Origin of the sequence: Streptomyces resistomycificus (assembly GCF_001514265.1) — a bacterium.
GTDB lineage: Bacteria > Actinomycetota > Actinomycetes > Streptomycetales > Streptomycetaceae > Streptomyces > Streptomyces resistomycificus.
Window position 1 is genome coordinate 215,248 of the sequence record NZ_KQ948990.1, and the last position, 14,222, is coordinate 229,469.

The window sequence follows — 14,222 nt, forward strand, 5'->3', positions numbered from 1 at the left end:
CACGGTGTAGGACCGCGCCCCGGGGTGAGGCTCAGGACAGGCGGTTGGCCGCGGACTGCGCCAGCGTGGTCAGGGCGCCGGTGGCCTGCGTCGGTACGTCCAGCTCGTGCAGCGCACCGAGCGCCAGCTCCACGCGTGCGCCGATCATGTTCTCGACTCGGTCGAACGCCTTCACCCGGCGCATGACCTCACGCACCTCGTCCAGCTCCCCCGCGGCCAGGCGGCGCCTGCCGACCAGGGCGCGCAGCCGTACGCGGTCGGTGTCGTCGGCCAGGCGCCAGGTCTCCGCCAGCAGAGCCGTGGGCCGGTTGCCGCGCACGTCGTCGGCGACGGCCTTGCCGGTGCGTTCCGGGTCTCCGAACAGGCCGAGCAGGTCGTCCCGGAGCTGGAACGCCTCGCCCAGCGGCAGCCCGTACGCGGAGTAGCCCTCGCGCAGCCGCCCGCCCGCCCCCGCCAGGGCACCGCCGATCAACAGGGGCTGCTCGACGGTGTACTTGGCGGTCTTGTAGCGGACCACCTTCAGCGACGCGGCCGTGTCCGGACCCGCTCCGGTTCGCAGAATCTCCAGGCACTCTCCGGCGATCAGCTCGCGGGCCATCACCGTCCACAACGGGCGAGCCCGGGCCAGGTACGCGGCGGGCAGACCGCTGGTGGCGAACAGCTGCCCGGCCAGTGCCATCAGCAGGTCCCCCACCAGCATCGCGAGCGACCGCGCGGCGGCGTCGGCGCGGGGGCGACCGCGTACGGCGCCACGCAGGGCGACCTGGGCCGTGGGCCGCCCGTGCCGCAGCGAGCTGTCGTCGATGAGGTCGTCGTGCACGATCGCGGCGGCGTGCACCAGCTCCATGGAGGCCGCTGCCCGCACCAGCGGGTCGCTGTCCGGCTGTCCCACCGCGCGCCAGCCCCAGTAGCAGAACGCCGCCCGCAGCCGTTTGCCGTCCGCGACGGCCGCCTCCAGTTGCTCGGCCACCGGGCCGAGGAGCGGGTCGATCGCCGCGAACTGGTCGGCCTCCTGCGCGACCAGCCGGTGGAGCACGTCGTCGATGCGGGTCTTGAACGCGGCCGGCTCCCACCGGTCAGACGTCATCGGCGGCCCTCCGGGCCAGGGCGTGCCGGGCGAGGATCTCCAGATGGGCAGGGGGTGCGGTCGCGTAGCGGTCCAGCACCAGGCGTCCACGCGCCAGCAGTTCGTTCTCGGCCTCCGCCGCCAGCTCCGCGGTGTCCGAGCGGCGCAGCAGCCCCCGCACCGTCCCCAGCGCGGCACCCAGCGTGCTGACCGCCAGGTCGGCCAGCCCGGCCACCAGCAGCACCGCCTGCTCCTCCGCGCCGTCCCGTCGTCCCTCTTCTCGCGTCATGCTCTCCCCACCCACAGAACATCCGGGCGGCGCCGGTCACGCGCCGTTCCTCCGAGCATCGGGCCGCTCCGGGCGCGCGAGCGCGACAACTCACGATCGAGTGATCACATCGCTCGGCTGTGCGGATCACCGCGGCCGCGGCCACGTCCGGCACCCCGCGCCCCGCGCCCCGCGCCAACCCTGCACGCATCACCCGGCACCCGGCACCTTTAATCGTCTTTCCCGCCCGGCCGCCTGAGGCTAGTGTTCGGGTTCGGTGCGTGACCCACGAGGAGCTGAGAGATGCCCGGTCGTCCGAGCGCGCGTTGACGTCGTAGGCCGTGATCGGCCCGTCATCGCGTGCTGCCCTTGATGTTGCGGCACAGCGAGCCTTCCCCTTCCCGAGCCGTCGGTGCGCCTGTCGTGCGCCCGGTGGCGGGCCTCGTTGCCGGCAATCCAAGGATTCCCCGTGCCGTCCGCTTCCTCCGCCGTATCCGGTTCCGATCGGCCTGTTCCGTCGAGTCTGTGGCGGGACGGTGACTTCCGTAGACTCTGGGTGGGCCAGACGGCCTCCCAACTCGGCGAACACGCAAGCCTGTTGATGTTGCCGCTCTTCGCCGTCCTGACACTCGACGCCGGCGCCGGCCAGTTGGGTGTGCTGCGCGCGGTGGGGCAGGCGCCGATCCTGTTGCTCTCACTCCTCGTCGGCGCGTGGGTGGACAGATGGCGGACCCGCACGGTGATGGTGGTGACGGACGCCGGCCGGACCCTGGCCCTGTGCGCCGCCGCGCTGGCCGGCCTCCTCGGCTGGCTCGGCCTGCCCGCGCTGCTCGTGCTCGCCTTCGCGGTCGGAGCCCTGTCCGTCTTCTTCGACGTGGCCTACCAGGCGTCTCTCGTACGGCTGGTGAGACGCGATCAGCTGGTGCGGGGCAACAGCGCGCTCGAGGGCAGCCGGTCCGCGGCGCAGATCGGCGGTCCCGCCCTCGGCGGTGCGTTGGTGTCACTGCTGTCGGCGCCACTCGCCGTGGCCTCCGGCGCGCTGTTCTTCGCGCTGTCGTTCCTGTCGATCCGGCGGATCCGTCACCGCGAATCGATCCCGGAGCGCGCACGACGCCCCCCTCGCACAGGGCGGCGGATTCACGAGGGCCTGCGTTTTGTTCTCGGCGACACCTCGCTGCGGACCGTGTGCCTCGCCTCGGCCGCCTTCCAGTTCTCCTTCGCGGCCATGATGACCGTCTATCTGCTCTTCCTGCCGCGGGAACTGCACCTGTCGGGCACCGCCGTCGGGCTGACGCTCGCGGCGACGGGGCCGGGCGCGCTCCTGGGCTCGGTGCTGGCCGCCCACCTGCCGAGCCGGCTGGGTCATGGTGCGGTGCTCGTGTCCGCGGCGGCACTCGCCGACGGCGCGTTCCTGTGCGTGCCCGCGCTGCACGCCTCCTCCGCGGTGACGCTGCCCGTGCTCCTCGCGGTCGGTTTCGTGTTCGGGACCGGCGGCCAGTTGGTGAACGTCACGGTCATGGCCGTCCGGCAGGCCGTCACCCCGGACGGGATGCAAGGCCGCGCGGCAGCGACGATCACGTTCGTCGGCATGGGGCTGACCCCGCTCGGCTCCCTGCTCGGCGGATTCCTCGCGCAGGAGTGGGGGTTGCGCACCGGACTCCTGGTGGCGGCCGCGGGCATGCTGCTGTCCCCGGTACTGATGGCCCTGTCCCCCCTCGCCCGCCTGGGACGGGCGCTTCCGGTCCCCGCGGGGCACGCCGCCGACCCACGCTCCCCCTGACTCTCGCCGGAGTACGCCGAACCGCCGAAGGAACTCGCGACCCAAAATCGAACAGGCGTAGCATTGTGCCGTGGCAACGACCTATGACTTTCCCAGTGACCTCCTCGCCGGTCAGGAGGAGCTGCATCAGGTCCGGGCCGAGCTGTCGGCCCTGCTCAAGCGGCTTCCCTGGTCGGTCGAGCCTCTCGACGGCTTCAGCGACGCGGGTGGCTGGCGCAAGGTCGAGCGGCCCGCCTCCCCGGGCTGGACGGCCGACGAACAGGCCGCGGTGGAGAAACTGCGGCAGCGGGAGCACGAGCTCGCGGTCTTCGTGAGCGGCCACCGCTTCTGGGCGGAGGTCGTGGCGGGGGACCGCGTGGACGCCCGTATGAGACTGAAGCACGCGCACGAGGCCGCGGAGACACCCGCGGAGCCGGAGGAGGAGAGTCCCTGAACCGAGAGGACCCCGGCCGCGATCGGCCGGGGTCCTCTATCGGTGTGGGCGCGGACGGTTTCGAACCGCCGACATCCTGCTTGTAAGAGCGGATGTGCATAGCAATCGCCGTTGGCGTTCGATGCAACCACCAGCGCGAACGAGGCGGAAAGCGCAGTTCAGGGGCCTACCGTCGAGCGACTCCTCACGCACTGGACCCTCAGTGCTACACCAGTGCGCGCTAGTGCGCGCGGGTGCGACAGGGGGCCGTCTCCTAAATTTCCCCCAAACGATCATGCCGTTTTCGCAGGTCAGTCGGGATGATGAAGACAGACGGCCCCCCGCCTCCGCGCTAGCGGGATGCGAGGGGCCGCCCTAGTGCCGGTCCCCCGTCACTGAGGGGGGGCTGCCGCTTAGCGACGGGGCCGGCACGTTCTGGGGTGCTTCGACCTTGCGTATTGCCTAACGGCTGCAGGTCTAGGCGGTGGTTCACCCCTTCGAGCGAACTTACGTTCGAATCTTGGACACTACATGGAGCCGTGCGGCATATGCCAGGCTGCCGCAAAGCTCGGGCCAATCCTGATCGATTGGCGACCGTTTGGGTACTGACACAAGATCACTAAAGCTTGAGCGTGTGGGGGGTGCCAGCCCGCCGCAACGACAGACCCGACTGGGTCAACGACCGATGCGTAACCCTCGGTCACCGCATCGCCGACCTGAGACGACAGGCTGAACTGTCACAGGAGGAGCTCGCCCACCTGGCCGGCCTGGAACGCCGCAGCATCCAGCGCTACGAAAACGCCCGGCGTGATCCGCGGTACTCCGACTTGCTCCTGATCGCCCACGCGTTGCGGGTGCACGTCACCGACCTCCTGAGTAGCTAGGGGTCGGTACCGCTGTGGGGGGTTGGGTCGCGGTACCGAATCGAAAGTCAACATCACGTGTGCCCCGGTAGGAACCACGCCCGATGCATATATGCGTGGAGACCCTGTGTACTCCATATGGATTTGTAACCGCTTGCTGACCCTCTGGCCTGGGGTTAGGGCAGCTTATCCAGACTTCCTGTAACCGCAGGTAGAGCATTGGCCAAACGTTTCTTCGGGTAACCCGCTGAGCGGGTCCTGTGCTTAGGCTGGCCCGATCACGCGCACTCGCCCGCGGTGGCAGGGGTGTGTGCAGCGGATGAGCGGGACGGCCGGGCCGGCGCCGCTCTTCAAGCTGATGTTGCCGGTGCAGTAGCGGCACTCCCCGAGCCTGCAGGCGTCCGCGACATCGTTGCGGGGGTCGGCCGGCGGCGGCTTCACAGGACACCGCGCAGGCCGCTGGAGGATTCGGCGGGGCACACGTACACGCCACCCAAGCCGGCGCCAGTCGGTGAGAGGCGTTCCCCGATGCGTAAGGGGTCGTGGTCGCGGTTGCCGCATGGGCAGGCCGGTTCTGGCGGGGTGGTCTGGCGGTTGGGCGGGGGATCCGTAGGCTCGTCCACGTCGACGCTCCAGTTCGTCGGCTCGCCCCTGGGTCGCGTGGGCCGCGGCCTGGGGGCTTCATCATGCAATTGCACGGTATACCGCAGTAGACCGCACTGTACTGCGGTCGCGCGGTGTACTGCGGCTATCTAGCGTCAACCGTGTGAGCGTTGATCTTGACCGGACGAGGCCGATCTGGCGGCAGGTAGCTGCGATCGTGCAGGCCCGCATCGCCGACGGCACCTACCCGCCTGGCAGCAAGGTTCCCTCGGTCGTGGAACTTTCGACCGAGTTCGGTGTGGCAGCATCCACCGCCCAGAAAGTCCTCGGGCACCTCAAGGCGGAGGGCCTGGTGCGGACCGAGGTCGGGCTCGGAAGCTTCGTCGAGCCGCCCGCTTCATAGCCTGCTGACGGTGCCCGCCGATAGACTCGGATCATGTCCCCCTCTCCCCCGCCGGATGGCTGTGAGCTGTCTGCTGCGGAGCTGAATGAGCGGATCCGTGCGCTCTGGATTGATGGGCGCGGGCATCCTGCGGTGGGGCTGACGGACGTGCAGCGGGCGGAGTATCAGCGGCTGCTGGCCGCGCTCCGGGCTGTCGAGCGCGGGGACGTCGTCGAAGCGGCGTAACCTGACACGGCGACGCCCCGCCTGCTTTCCTCAGGCGGGGCGTCGTCTCAGGATCAGTCGCCCTGCGCGCCAATCCACTCGACGCCGGACACGACGCCAGTCTGCGCAGTGGAGACGAACGAAGGCGCCCAGCCGCTCTTAACGAAGCTCAGGGCGGATTCATAGCTCGGACGGTCAGAGTCCGCCTTGACCGCTCCCCATGTGTATGCCGGGGACGACATCCAGTCGGCCAGCTCCTCGGCGGCGGCAAAGACTGGACTGATCGGCGACCCCTCGGAGACGGTCTCCCACAGCTGCCAACCGTCACCCTTCGGTGGCTCGGTCGGCTCCCACGCTTCGGCCTCGGCTCGCTGCCCTTCGTACTTCTCCAGGCTGGCGTAGCCCTTGCAGGTCGGGCAGGTGTCGTCGATGCCTTCGCGCTCACAGCGGGCACGGATGACGACGCTGGCGTTGATGCCGTCATGAGCAAGACCGGCGAGTGACCACTCGTTGACCTGTGCTGCGGTCGGTACGACGGGCGGCTCCTTGGGCTGCCAGCCATTCTCGCGGGTCCATGTATGCGTGAAGTCGTGGAGCCGTTCGCCAGCGACGAGCGCGTCAACGTCCTCCTGGGCGAGGTGATGCGACCAGGAGCCGTTGAACAGGTCGGCCAGACGGCGGGCCTCACGGACGATGGCGGGCTCGCCGCTTCCGTAGTACTCCGGGGCGTTGGCGATGTTCTGCTCGGCGCGTGTCCGGATCGCCGGAGTGTCCGGACCCCACGGCGTGGAGCCGGTGGTGGCCAGGTCGAAGGGGATCTTTCCGTACCAGAGGTCGTACAGGTTCTGAGCGCGCGGCGAGTAGCCGTTTGCACAGTCGGGGCACTTCTCTTCGTCGAACCGGTCGGGCGACAGGAAGCCGTCCCAGATCTTGTTGAACGGCCAGTCGAAGTCGAGGGGAACTCGGCGGACTTCTCGTCCCATGTCAGCTCTCTCCGTTGATGATCCGGTCGATGGTAGTGCGGGCGATGCCGGACAGAACGTGGATCCGGTTTTTACTGAGCCCGGCGGCGCGGGCCCGGCGCACCATGTCGTCGCGCCCTTCCAGGGTCGCCCGGAAGTCGGCCAGCTCCTTCTCGGAGGCGGCTTGTTCATCGCTCATCATGCATCGAACGCTACATGTAGCACACGCTACGGTCAAGGGGCGTGGGGAGCGGCGGGCGACGCCACGTAGGATCCCCCGGTGGCTGACATCGCTTTCCCCGAGGATCTGATTGCGCTGGAGACGACCGCCTGGGAGGAAATCCAGGCCGGGCGGCTGACCGTGGAGACCGCGACCGCCGTGCAGACGCGACTCACGGAGTTCGCGGCCGAAGCCGGAGTCGACCGGTACACCGCCGAGATGGGGCTCAAGCGGGCCGTCCGGCACCCGGAGCCTGCCGAGGGCTGACAGCAGCGCACCCCGCCCGGGGTTCTACGTCGGACGGGGTGCAGCAAACCCGACTTGGTTGTGTCGGATAGTCAGACCAGCTTAGGCGTCACCACTGACAACGCCCGGATGCTCCGTCAGGGTGACAGCCGCAAGCCCTCCCGTGGGGAGGACCGGGAGGGGCGGCGGGCCCCGCCGTCCCAAGGGCGGCAGGGCCCAGCAGGAGCATCCACCCGGGGGAAGGGGAGCGCCTGGACGCACAGCATGCGCCACAAACAAGCCACCGGGGAAGATCCCGGCCGGAAGTAGTTCGCCGGGCGATGTCAGTGTCGCCCGCAATGATGACCGCATGACGATCACCATGCAGAACTACGGGCTCACCTGGACCGACCCGGACGGGATACCGCGGGCCTCCGCCGTCGCCTACGACAAGCCCAGCGCGGAACGACAGAAGGAGAAGCTCGAGGCCGGCAGGTGCACCAGCGTGGAGGTCGTCGAGACCAAGCCCGGGACACTCCCCGTCCCGAAGGCCTGATCGCGAAAGCGCCCGCCCCCTCCACGAGGGCGGGCGCTCAACGCGTACCGGTCAGGCGCGCTGCCGGCGGTCGATCAGCACAACGGCCAGCGTGACCGCGGCAAGCGCAGCCCACGCCGCCCACAGCCAGCTGGGCGAGCCAGCCGCGACGGTCGCAGCGATGACCGCGACGAGGCTGGCCAGCGTGCAGACCAGGAGTGCCTTGACGGGGGTCGGCATTCTTCCTCCTTCCGTTGCATCGCGGGGGGCGACGGTGGGATTGTGGGGGCCGGGACCCGGAGTTGATAAGCGCATCTCCGGGTCCCTTCTTCACTCCTTGCGGTGGCGGCCCCGGCGCTTAGGCTTCCGGATTGCCTTGACGGCGGCCACTGCGGCTACCGCGTTCACCGCGAGGGTCGCGATTGCGACCGCCAGAGTGATGTCCCCACTATTCATTTGTCACCCCCCTTCTTGCTGGGGTACCCCCACCTTATAGGGGGGCCTTGAATTCTGTCAAGACCCCCCTTGAAATCAAGTCTTCGCAGCCCTACCCTGGGAACATGACCGACACCCTCGCCCGCATCGAGCAACACCTAGCCGCGGCAGCAGCCGCCATCCAGGGGGAACTAGCCGCGATCACCGACCCCGCCGCGCGCCAGGACGTCGCCCGCGAAACACTCGAAACCCTCCTCCCCAAACTCGGCCACGACGTCAAGATGGCACGGGCGGCAGCCGTCGCCGAACTCAAGCAAGGCCGCACCCTCGCCCAAGTTGGACAGCTGCTAGGCGGCCTCTCCATCGCCCGCGTCGACCAAATCCTCAAGGCTGGCGGCATCACCGCGAAGACGAAGTAATGCAGAACGCCCGCCTCGACGGGGGATGCGAGGCGGGCTGCTGCCAGTGTGGCACGAGGCCGGTTCAGCGGCGGCGCTTCCCCAGCGATGGAGCGCCCCCGGGCACCGTGCGCACGCCTTGCTTGGAGACGCCCCTCGCCTTCGCCTGCGCCGGACCCGCTGCGGCCGTGGCCACCGCCTTGGCGTCTGCGTCCAGTGTTGCGGCTTGCGCCTCCAGCTCTTCGTCACTGGGCGAGCCGCAGCTGGGCTGCAGGAATACTTGCTCCGGGATCGACGGCCTCACGGGCTTGTCCGTCACGGCGTCTCCTTCTCCAGCCGCTCGCCGAGTCTGGCGGCGAGGGCGTAGGCGGGGTGGTTGTCGAGCTGTCGTCGTCGCCGGTTGTACCGCTGTGTGGTGCGCGGGTCGGAGTGCGACACGGCGTCCTGGACGTCCTGCAGGGGGACGCCGTTGGCGAGGTTGTCGGTGATGAACTGGTGTCGCAGCGTGTGGGGCTTGATGGTGGCGGCTTGCGGGATGCCTGCGCGGCGGGCGAGGACGCGGAGGTGCTTCCACACTTCGGGCTGGGTCCAGCGGCGGCCGGTCTCGGTGGTGAACAGGGGGCCGTCGGTGCGGTCGCCGAGGTAGGCGAGGAGAGCGTCGAGGGCGAGCGGCGGTACGGGCGCGGGTCGCTTCTTGCCGCCTTTCTGGGTGAGGGGCAGGGTGCGGTGTCCTCGGTCGTAGCCGAGCTGGTCGGCGTTGAGGGAGAGGAGTTCGTCGACGCGGGCGCCGGTGAGGTAGAGGAGCATGACGAGGGCGTAGGAGCGGGGCGCCCAGTCGCGTGCGGTCTCGATGAGCCGCATCGTCTCCTGCTCGGTCATCCCCTCCGTCGGCGAGTAGTCGGGGTCGACGTAGGGCCGGTTGACGGCGGCGAACGGGTCGCTGTCGACGGCTTGGAGGCGGGCCGCGTAGGTGTAGAAGGAACCGGCGGCGGCCAGGGCTTGGGCCTGAGTGGTCTCGGCGGGCGGCTTGCCGTTGCGGGTGGGGGTCTTGGCGAGGTGTTTGGCGTAGGCGTCGGCGAGCGGCAGCTTCGCTTGGAGCGGGTGGATGCCGGTGGAGCGGGCGTACTCCTCCCACGCCTTGAAGGTGCGGACGTAGGCGCGCCTCGTGTGGCGGGACTTCTGGCGGGCGATCCATCCTCCGGCGATGGTGGGGAGCGGGTCGCGGTCGCCGTAGATGGCGGTGAGGTGGTCGGCGAGTTGGCGGGCTTCGTCGGGCCAGTCGTCGCGGGGGTCGTGCCGGTCGGTCGACAGCTCCGCCGACGGGCGCGGGACGACGGCGGTCACGGCCGCCACTCCTCGCGGTAGCCGGGCCGGTCCGCGTAGGGCAGCGAGAGCACTTGAAGCGTCTCATGCAGGACGTCACGCCTGTGGATGGCGGTCGCCCGGTCCATCTCCGGCATGAACGTGTCCTTACCCTCGGCCTTCAGCCTCTCGCATAGGGAGGCGAGTTCCTCCATTCGCTCAACCGCTTTGATATACGTCGCGATCACCCGCCGCTTGGCGTCGATCTCGCGCAGCACCCGCGCCGCTACGACTGGTGGAAGCCCGGCCACCGTGCTCTTGTCCCAGCCGTCGTAGTCGGGAGGGGGCTCGGCCTTCAGATAGCCGCGCCGCGCCTCCCCTTCATCCGTGTCCAGCTGTTCGCCCAACCACCGCGCCAGCTCACCCATCCCGTTCCTCCCAAGTATTGGATAACTGTCATTATCAACCACAGAGTTGGGTGATCGCCAGGGTCGCCGGCGCGGCGTCGAGGTGCTTCTCGGCTGCCTCTTCCATGGCGGCCAGGACGGCGAGCGTCGCAGCGTCGTAGGCGGCAGGGGTGGCGTCCGGCTGACGCGGGATGAGGTCGGTCACGGGTTCTCCGATCGGGTACGGTACGGGCGATGCCCCGGCTGCTTTCCTCAGCCGGGGCATCGCTCATCCGGGTCAACGCTGCACGGCAGTCGTCCCTTGCCGGGGCGATGGCTCAGCAAGACCGTCGCGTCTTGAGTTCTTCCTCGGTGAGCGCGCTGTGGCTGAGGCAGAACGCGTCGCCGTTCTTTACGTCGCGGAACCGATAGATCATCGGGTTGCGCCGCGCTTCGCGCTCGGTGAAGAGGGCGTCCCTGTCTGAGGTCGGGGTCGCGTCTATCACCTGACAGGTGAGGTCGAAGCGGCCGAGGGTGACGATTTCGCCCTCTCGGAGCCACTCGTTCGGGGTGCTCATCGCACGCACCACCAGGTGTAGCGCGGGCCGTTGGGTCGCTGGTTGAGCATCTCGACGCTGGCCTCTGCGGTCTTGAACTCCGTATGGGTTCCGTGCCAGCGGCCGGTCTTGACGTTGAAGACCTCGAAGGTCCCCTGAATGTTCATGCTGTTGATCGGCCTTACGTGATTCGCGGCCATTTCACCCTCCCCGGTCAATACCTGTTTCTGTTTAACAAGAATGACGCATACGGATCCCCTCGTCAAGCCATCACGCCAGATGGATGCTAGATTCTGTTAAACACTTACCGAGGGGGAGAGATGGGTCGACCCGCCACAGGCAAAACCAAGGTCATGGGCTTCCGTCCACCTAAGCCGCTGCGCGACGAGTTCGAGTGGCTCGCCGGGATCGAAGACCGAACACCATCCGACGCGCTCATCGAAGCGATGCACGACTGGGTGAAGAAGAAGCGGCGCGAGCGAGCGACGGAAGGCGATCCACTGGAGTCACTCCCCCCTGACGGAGAGTCGGACAATCACCCCAAATAATGCCCGCGATATGGCATGTTATCGAGAGCTGAGCACGCCAACTCCGCACCCGGACACAGCAGAACGCCCCCACCGCCGAAGCGGTGGGGGCGTCTGTCACGCGGGCTCATCGTCGGGCGGCCAGTCGGGTTCGCGGAACGGCCAGCGCGACAGGTACATCGGCGTGCCGGGGTCGTCGTCGGGGATGTGGGGCATGGCGCCTCCCCTACTTGGTGTCGGGCTTCTTCTTCGTCTTCACCCAGCGGGCCACGGCTTCGACGGTGGTGGTGTCGAGTCGGGCGAGAGCCTGCACGGCAGCTTGGTCTTCTGCCGTGGTGGTGATGCCCGCATCGAGCAGGGCCGCTTTCAGGGTGGCCGCGTCGGCATCGTCCCCCGGCGGCCCGGGCGCCGGCGCGGTAGGGGCGGGCACAGGCGGCGGTTCCTCGCGGCCGAGGCGCACGAGGCTGCCCACATCGGCCGCCGTGTCGTCGCGGCGCGGCGACAGGGGGATCGGGTCGGGCATGCCGAACTCCAGTTCTCACACGTCCATGTGGTGGATGTAGTGGCGGGCCCGCTCCGACATCGGCTCGGCGGCCGGGGGTTCGAGGCCGGCCTTCTTGATGTGCGACACCAGCGAGCGCACACGGTGCAGGAGCCAGCCGATCGCCTCGTCCTGGTCGCCGATGCGTTCCCGCTGCTTCTCCGCCTCGGTCTCCTGCCGCTGGACGCGCCTCTCCAGCCGCTCGATCGCCGCGCCTTGTTGGGTGGAGATGGCGAGGAAGTCGTCCCGCTTCTCCTGCCGCTTCGTCCTTCGCGCCGACCGTGCTGAGACGACGCCGCCGATCGCGGCGACCAGTGCCATGCCGCCCTGGATCCAGGTGTCCAACGCCATCAGATGCCCTCAACTCTCTTGGGCCGGGGCGCCTCCCGCCATCCGGCAACGACGATCACCGGTACGGCGATCGCGCCCCACACGGCAGCAGCCACCCAGCCTCTCGAGAAGTCGCCCTGCAGCCACGACACCAGATACGACAGGGTCCACGGCAGGACGATGAGGACGAGGGCGACGAACCCGAACCAGTCCACACCCTGCGGCACGAAAGCCGAGACGACGGCCAGGACGCCGGTCACGAGCCACAGCCAGCCCCACACGGTGATCGACAGCATCTGCAGAGCGAGCGTCAGACCAGGCTGAGCAGCTGGCGGTGAGATGAGCTGCCCGTACCCGTACAGCGCCCACACCGTCCCGTAGGAGAGCAGGATTGCGCCGCGGCGGCCCAGCATGAGGCCCAGCCGCCGGACCACCCGGCGCGGCACTCAGACGCTCCGCGGTGCGCCGCCGCCGAGCGCGGCCTGCGCCTTGTCGGAGACGCCGACCGGCTTCCACAGGCCGAAGTGGCTGAGCACACCAATACCGAAGGCGACGAGCGACAGGATGACGGCGGTGCCGAGGTCGTAGTCGGGGCCCGGGTTGGCGAGCTCGACGAGGAAGCCGTTCAGCGTCGACAGGGCGAGCAGGAGGACGGCCTTCACGCCGGCATGCGTGACCCGCTTCGTGACGAGGCCGACGAGGACGGGCAGGACGACGGAGATGAGCAGGCCCAGCCAGTAGGCCTTGTCGAGGTCAGCGTTCATGGTCAGGACTCCTTCGCTACGGCGGCCCGCAGCTGCGCGACTTCGGTGCGCAGGGCCTTGAGTTCGGTGAGGATGGCGTCGGTGTTCTCGCGAGCCTTGCGCGCGTGCGCGTAGCCGGAGCCGAGTGCCGCATTGACGGCGATCTTCCCGTCGGCGAGGCCCTTGTCGTCGGGCCACTCCTGCGGCACCCACGCGCCGAGAATGACGGCGTCGGACAGTTTCATCTCGTTGGTCTCCTCGGGCGTGGCGGTCTTCGGCGGCGTGGCGGCCGCGGGTCGGGGCGCTCCCGCCTTGACCCAGGCGTAGATGGCGTCGCCGGGGCAGCTGGTGGCGTAGCCGTCTCGGTGGCCGCCCAGCCACGTTCCGGCCGGGCCTTCCTTGCGGCAGTAGTCGATCGCATCCCGGGCGCCGGACAGCTGGGCGTCGGTGGGCTTGGTCAGGCCGGACGAGCCGACGAGCAACAGCACGGCGTAGTCCTGATCGTTGAGCGTGGTGTTGCCGTTCGCCGAGTTGCGGCGCTTCAGGCCGCGGCCTTCGTACACGTAGCCGTGGGTGCAGACGACGAAGCTGTAGCCGATGTCGGACCAGCCGTTGCCGTCCATGTGCTGGGCCTGGATCTGCCGCACGTAGTCGTCGCACTTGTCGTGCGTCCGGTCGGTGTAGGCGGTGCCGAGGTAGTGGAGCTTTACGCCGCGGCGCGGCCGGCTGTACGGGGTGGCGCCGTTGGGTGTGCGGTACGCGCGGGCACCCCACTGGGATCTGGTGACGAGCTGCAAGACGCCCTCCTTGGCTGGGCATAAAGAAGGCGCCCGGAGTCTTCGGGGCGCGGGTTGGGGTGGTGCGGGGTCAGAAGGTGGTGCGCAGGAACGCGATGTGGAGGCGCAGGTTGGTGTTGTTGGCGAGGTCGTTGGAGGCGGTGCGGAGGGTGACGATGCCGTCGACTCCGAGGACGAATCCGCCGTGGACGATGCCGGTGTCGTAGCAGCCGGTGATGGTGTCGTGGGTGGGGCGCCAGCTGGCGGGGACGACGCAGCAGACGGTGTCGACGATGTTCCCGTTGGTGGCGTTGATCGTGGCGCCGGTGCGGGTGAGGTAGATGTCGAGGACCGTCATGCGGCCCTGCCGGTAGCCGGTGAAGTCGTTCAGGCTGAACCCGGACGATGCGGACAGGCCGGTGGTGCCGCTGACGAGGGACGGCTCCGGCGTGACCCACGAGGAACCGTTGTAGATCTCCAGCCGGTTGACGTCCTCCAGCCACGACGGCATGCCCTCGATCGGCGCGGTGAGGGTGGCGCCCCGCGCGGAGGCGGACGCGAACCTCATCAGGCTGCGCTGGGCGATTGCGTTGGCGAGATCCTTGGCCAGCTTCGACGCGTCTGGGGCGTCGGTGAGGGAGGCGATGTTGACGCCCTGCCCGTAGTCGTCCGTGGTGGGCACGCGG

Annotated in this window: 25 protein-coding genes; 9 read left to right on the top strand and 16 right to left on the bottom strand. The window is 68.9% G+C overall.

The window, feature by feature from the left end; genetic code table 11:
- Positions 1 to 31 precede the first annotated feature (31 nt).
- Complete coding sequence (locus tag AQJ84_RS10945) at positions 32 to 1,087, bottom strand: polyprenyl synthetase family protein (RefSeq protein WP_030040240.1); 1,056 nt, start codon at positions 1,085 to 1,087, stop codon at positions 32 to 34.
- Complete coding sequence (locus AQJ84_RS10950) at positions 1,077 to 1,355, bottom strand: hypothetical protein (RefSeq protein ID WP_030040239.1); 279 nt, start codon at positions 1,353 to 1,355, stop codon at positions 1,077 to 1,079. The genes AQJ84_RS10945 and AQJ84_RS10950 overlap by 11 nt, the downstream gene beginning before the upstream one ends.
- Positions 1,356 to 1,803: 448 nt before the next feature.
- On the opposite strand from AQJ84_RS10950, the gene AQJ84_RS10955 reads away from it, so the two are divergent.
- The 5 genes from AQJ84_RS10955 (at position 1,804) to AQJ84_RS40755 (ending at position 5,620) form a co-directional block, all read left to right on the top strand.
- Positions 1,804 to 3,114 carry an MFS transporter gene (locus AQJ84_RS10955; RefSeq protein WP_051869869.1) on the top strand — a complete coding sequence of 437 codons (1,311 nt, stop codon included), beginning with the start codon at positions 1,804 to 1,806 and terminating at the stop codon, positions 3,112 to 3,114.
- Positions 3,115 to 3,184: 70 nt separating this feature from the next.
- Positions 3,185 to 3,547, top strand: coding sequence for a hypothetical protein (locus tag AQJ84_RS10960; RefSeq protein WP_030040237.1), 363 nt, complete (start codon positions 3,185 to 3,187; stop codon positions 3,545 to 3,547).
- A 620-nt stretch (positions 3,548 to 4,167) separates the two neighbouring features.
- Positions 4,168 to 4,410 (top strand): helix-turn-helix transcriptional regulator, encoded by a 243-nt coding sequence (locus AQJ84_RS10965; protein ID WP_030040236.1) that lies wholly within the window; start codon positions 4,168 to 4,170, stop codon positions 4,408 to 4,410.
- 745 nt (positions 4,411 to 5,155) lie between these two features.
- Positions 5,156 to 5,395, top strand: a complete 240-nt coding sequence (locus AQJ84_RS10970) for a GntR family transcriptional regulator (protein WP_030040235.1) — start codon at positions 5,156 to 5,158, stop codon at positions 5,393 to 5,395.
- A 33-nt stretch (positions 5,396 to 5,428) separates the two neighbouring features.
- Entirely contained in the window at positions 5,429 to 5,620 is a 192-nt protein-coding gene (locus AQJ84_RS40755; protein WP_078631855.1) for a hypothetical protein, read from the top strand.
- 53 nt (positions 5,621 to 5,673) lie between these two features.
- On the opposite strand, the gene AQJ84_RS10975 is transcribed toward AQJ84_RS40755, so the two are convergent.
- Both AQJ84_RS10975 and AQJ84_RS44055 read right to left on the bottom strand, forming a co-directional pair.
- Complete coding sequence (locus AQJ84_RS10975) at positions 5,674 to 6,582, bottom strand: hypothetical protein (protein ID WP_030040234.1); 909 nt, start codon at positions 6,580 to 6,582, stop codon at positions 5,674 to 5,676.
- Between the two features lies 1 nt (position 6,583).
- A complete protein-coding gene (locus AQJ84_RS44055) occupies positions 6,584 to 6,907 on the bottom strand; it encodes a DUF6003 family protein (protein WP_225889095.1) in 324 nt (107 codons plus the stop codon).
- Here AQJ84_RS44055 and AQJ84_RS10985 point away from each other — a divergent pair.
- Together AQJ84_RS10985 and AQJ84_RS10990 are read left to right on the top strand one after the other, a co-directional pair.
- The gene (locus AQJ84_RS10985) at positions 6,842 to 7,048 is read left to right on the top strand and encodes a hypothetical protein (protein ID WP_037802793.1); all 207 of its coding nucleotides are present in this window, start codon (positions 6,842 to 6,844) and stop codon (positions 7,046 to 7,048) included. The two genes, AQJ84_RS44055 and AQJ84_RS10985, sit on opposite strands and share 66 nt — an antisense overlap.
- 328 nt (positions 7,049 to 7,376) lie before the next feature.
- On the top strand, positions 7,377 to 7,562 hold the full coding sequence (locus AQJ84_RS10990) for a hypothetical protein (protein ID WP_037802792.1): 186 nt from the start codon (positions 7,377 to 7,379) through the stop codon (positions 7,560 to 7,562).
- A gap of 51 nt (positions 7,563 to 7,613) precedes the next feature.
- Here AQJ84_RS10990 and AQJ84_RS43430 read toward each other — a convergent pair whose 3' ends face one another.
- Positions 7,614 to 7,781 carry a hypothetical protein gene (locus tag AQJ84_RS43430; protein ID WP_164873067.1) on the bottom strand — a complete coding sequence of 56 codons (168 nt, stop codon included), beginning with the start codon at positions 7,779 to 7,781 and terminating at the stop codon, positions 7,614 to 7,616.
- 320 nt (positions 7,782 to 8,101) lie between these two features.
- Here AQJ84_RS43430 and AQJ84_RS10995 point away from each other — a divergent pair, with 320 nt between their 5' ends.
- The gene (locus AQJ84_RS10995; RefSeq protein WP_030040232.1) at positions 8,102 to 8,395 is read left to right on the top strand and encodes a hypothetical protein; all 294 of its coding nucleotides are present in this window, start codon (positions 8,102 to 8,104) and stop codon (positions 8,393 to 8,395) included.
- 294 nt (positions 8,396 to 8,689) lie between these two features.
- Here the strand turns inward: AQJ84_RS10995 and AQJ84_RS11005 are convergent, their stop codons facing one another.
- From AQJ84_RS11005 to AQJ84_RS11020, 5 genes are all read right to left on the bottom strand, one after another.
- Positions 8,690 to 9,718, bottom strand: a complete 1,029-nt coding sequence (locus tag AQJ84_RS11005; RefSeq protein ID WP_051869866.1) for a tyrosine-type recombinase/integrase — start codon at positions 9,716 to 9,718, stop codon at positions 8,690 to 8,692.
- The gene (locus AQJ84_RS40760; protein WP_030040229.1) at positions 9,715 to 10,104 is read right to left on the bottom strand and encodes a DUF6221 family protein; all 390 of its coding nucleotides are present in this window, start codon (positions 10,102 to 10,104) and stop codon (positions 9,715 to 9,717) included. The genes AQJ84_RS11005 and AQJ84_RS40760 overlap by 4 nt, the downstream gene beginning before the upstream one ends.
- A gap of 34 nt (positions 10,105 to 10,138) precedes the next feature.
- Positions 10,139 to 10,288: a hypothetical protein gene (locus AQJ84_RS42980; protein ID WP_157874973.1), complete on the bottom strand. Its 150-nt coding sequence runs from the start codon at positions 10,286 to 10,288 to the stop codon at positions 10,139 to 10,141.
- A gap of 112 nt (positions 10,289 to 10,400) precedes the next feature.
- The gene (locus tag AQJ84_RS11015) at positions 10,401 to 10,640 is read right to left on the bottom strand and encodes a hypothetical protein (protein ID WP_030040228.1); all 240 of its coding nucleotides are present in this window, start codon (positions 10,638 to 10,640) and stop codon (positions 10,401 to 10,403) included.
- A complete protein-coding gene (locus tag AQJ84_RS11020) occupies positions 10,637 to 10,786 on the bottom strand; it encodes a hypothetical protein (RefSeq protein ID WP_157874974.1) in 150 nt (49 codons plus the stop codon). Before AQJ84_RS11020 ends, AQJ84_RS11015 begins: the two co-directional genes overlap by 4 nt.
- 153 nt (positions 10,787 to 10,939) lie before the next feature.
- Between AQJ84_RS11020 and AQJ84_RS40765 the strand changes: the two genes are divergently transcribed.
- Entirely contained in the window at positions 10,940 to 11,167 is a 228-nt protein-coding gene (locus tag AQJ84_RS40765; RefSeq protein ID WP_078631853.1) for a hypothetical protein, read from the top strand.
- Between the two features lie 205 nt (positions 11,168 to 11,372).
- Here the strand turns inward: AQJ84_RS40765 and AQJ84_RS42125 are convergent, their stop codons facing one another.
- The 6 genes from AQJ84_RS42125 to AQJ84_RS11050 form a co-directional block, all read right to left on the bottom strand.
- Entirely contained in the window at positions 11,373 to 11,669 is a 297-nt protein-coding gene (locus tag AQJ84_RS42125) for a hypothetical protein (RefSeq protein ID WP_030040226.1), read from the bottom strand.
- Positions 11,670 to 11,684: 15 nt separating this feature from the next.
- The gene (locus AQJ84_RS11030; RefSeq protein WP_030040225.1) at positions 11,685 to 12,038 is read right to left on the bottom strand and encodes a hypothetical protein; all 354 of its coding nucleotides are present in this window, start codon (positions 12,036 to 12,038) and stop codon (positions 11,685 to 11,687) included.
- The gene (locus AQJ84_RS11035; protein WP_051869864.1) at positions 12,038 to 12,463 is read right to left on the bottom strand and encodes a hypothetical protein; all 426 of its coding nucleotides are present in this window, start codon (positions 12,461 to 12,463) and stop codon (positions 12,038 to 12,040) included. Before AQJ84_RS11035 ends, AQJ84_RS11030 begins: the two co-directional genes overlap by 1 nt.
- Entirely contained in the window at positions 12,464 to 12,781 is a 318-nt protein-coding gene (locus AQJ84_RS11040) for a hypothetical protein (RefSeq protein ID WP_030040223.1), read from the bottom strand.
- Between the two features lie 2 nt (positions 12,782 to 12,783).
- Entirely contained in the window at positions 12,784 to 13,557 is a 774-nt protein-coding gene (locus AQJ84_RS11045; protein WP_225877220.1) for an N-acetylmuramoyl-L-alanine amidase, read from the bottom strand.
- 70 nt (positions 13,558 to 13,627) lie between these two features.
- Positions 13,628 to 14,218 carry a hypothetical protein gene (locus AQJ84_RS11050; protein WP_051869863.1) on the bottom strand — a complete coding sequence of 197 codons (591 nt, stop codon included), beginning with the start codon at positions 14,216 to 14,218 and terminating at the stop codon, positions 13,628 to 13,630.
- Positions 14,219 to 14,222 lie beyond the last annotated feature (4 nt).

What these genes read in the sequence shown, in the direction of transcription:
- AQJ84_RS10945 (WP_030040240.1), bottom strand. Translation starts at nt 1,087, where the DNA reads ATGACGTCTGACCGGTGGGAGCCGGCCGCGTTCAAGACCCGCATCGAC.
- AQJ84_RS10950 (WP_030040239.1), bottom strand. Translation starts at nt 1,355, where the DNA reads ATGACGCGAGAAGAGGGACGACGGGACGGCGCGGAGGAGCAGGCGGTG.
- AQJ84_RS40755 (WP_078631855.1), top strand. Translation starts at nt 5,429, where the DNA reads ATGTCCCCCTCTCCCCCGCCGGATGGCTGTGAGCTGTCTGCTGCGGAG.
- AQJ84_RS10975 (WP_030040234.1), bottom strand. Translation starts at nt 6,582, where the DNA reads ATGGGACGAGAAGTCCGCCGAGTTCCCCTCGACTTCGACTGGCCGTTC.
- AQJ84_RS10990 (WP_037802792.1), top strand. Translation starts at nt 7,377, where the DNA reads ATGACGATCACCATGCAGAACTACGGGCTCACCTGGACCGACCCGGAC.
- AQJ84_RS43430 (WP_164873067.1), bottom strand. Translation starts at nt 7,781, where the DNA reads ATGCCGACCCCCGTCAAGGCACTCCTGGTCTGCACGCTGGCCAGCCTC.
- AQJ84_RS10995 (WP_030040232.1), top strand. Translation starts at nt 8,102, where the DNA reads ATGACCGACACCCTCGCCCGCATCGAGCAACACCTAGCCGCGGCAGCA.
- AQJ84_RS40760 (WP_030040229.1), bottom strand. Translation starts at nt 10,104, where the DNA reads ATGGGTGAGCTGGCGCGGTGGTTGGGCGAACAGCTGGACACGGATGAA.
- AQJ84_RS11015 (WP_030040228.1), bottom strand. Translation starts at nt 10,640, where the DNA reads ATGAGCACCCCGAACGAGTGGCTCCGAGAGGGCGAAATCGTCACCCTC.
- AQJ84_RS11020 (WP_157874974.1), bottom strand. Translation starts at nt 10,786, where the DNA reads ATGAACATTCAGGGGACCTTCGAGGTCTTCAACGTCAAGACCGGCCGC.
- AQJ84_RS40765 (WP_078631853.1), top strand. Translation starts at nt 10,940, where the DNA reads ATGGGTCGACCCGCCACAGGCAAAACCAAGGTCATGGGCTTCCGTCCA.
- AQJ84_RS42125 (WP_030040226.1), bottom strand. Translation starts at nt 11,669, where the DNA reads ATGCCCGACCCGATCCCCCTGTCGCCGCGCCGCGACGACACGGCGGCC.
- AQJ84_RS11030 (WP_030040225.1), bottom strand. Translation starts at nt 12,038, where the DNA reads ATGGCGTTGGACACCTGGATCCAGGGCGGCATGGCACTGGTCGCCGCG.
- AQJ84_RS11040 (WP_030040223.1), bottom strand. Translation starts at nt 12,781, where the DNA reads ATGAACGCTGACCTCGACAAGGCCTACTGGCTGGGCCTGCTCATCTCC.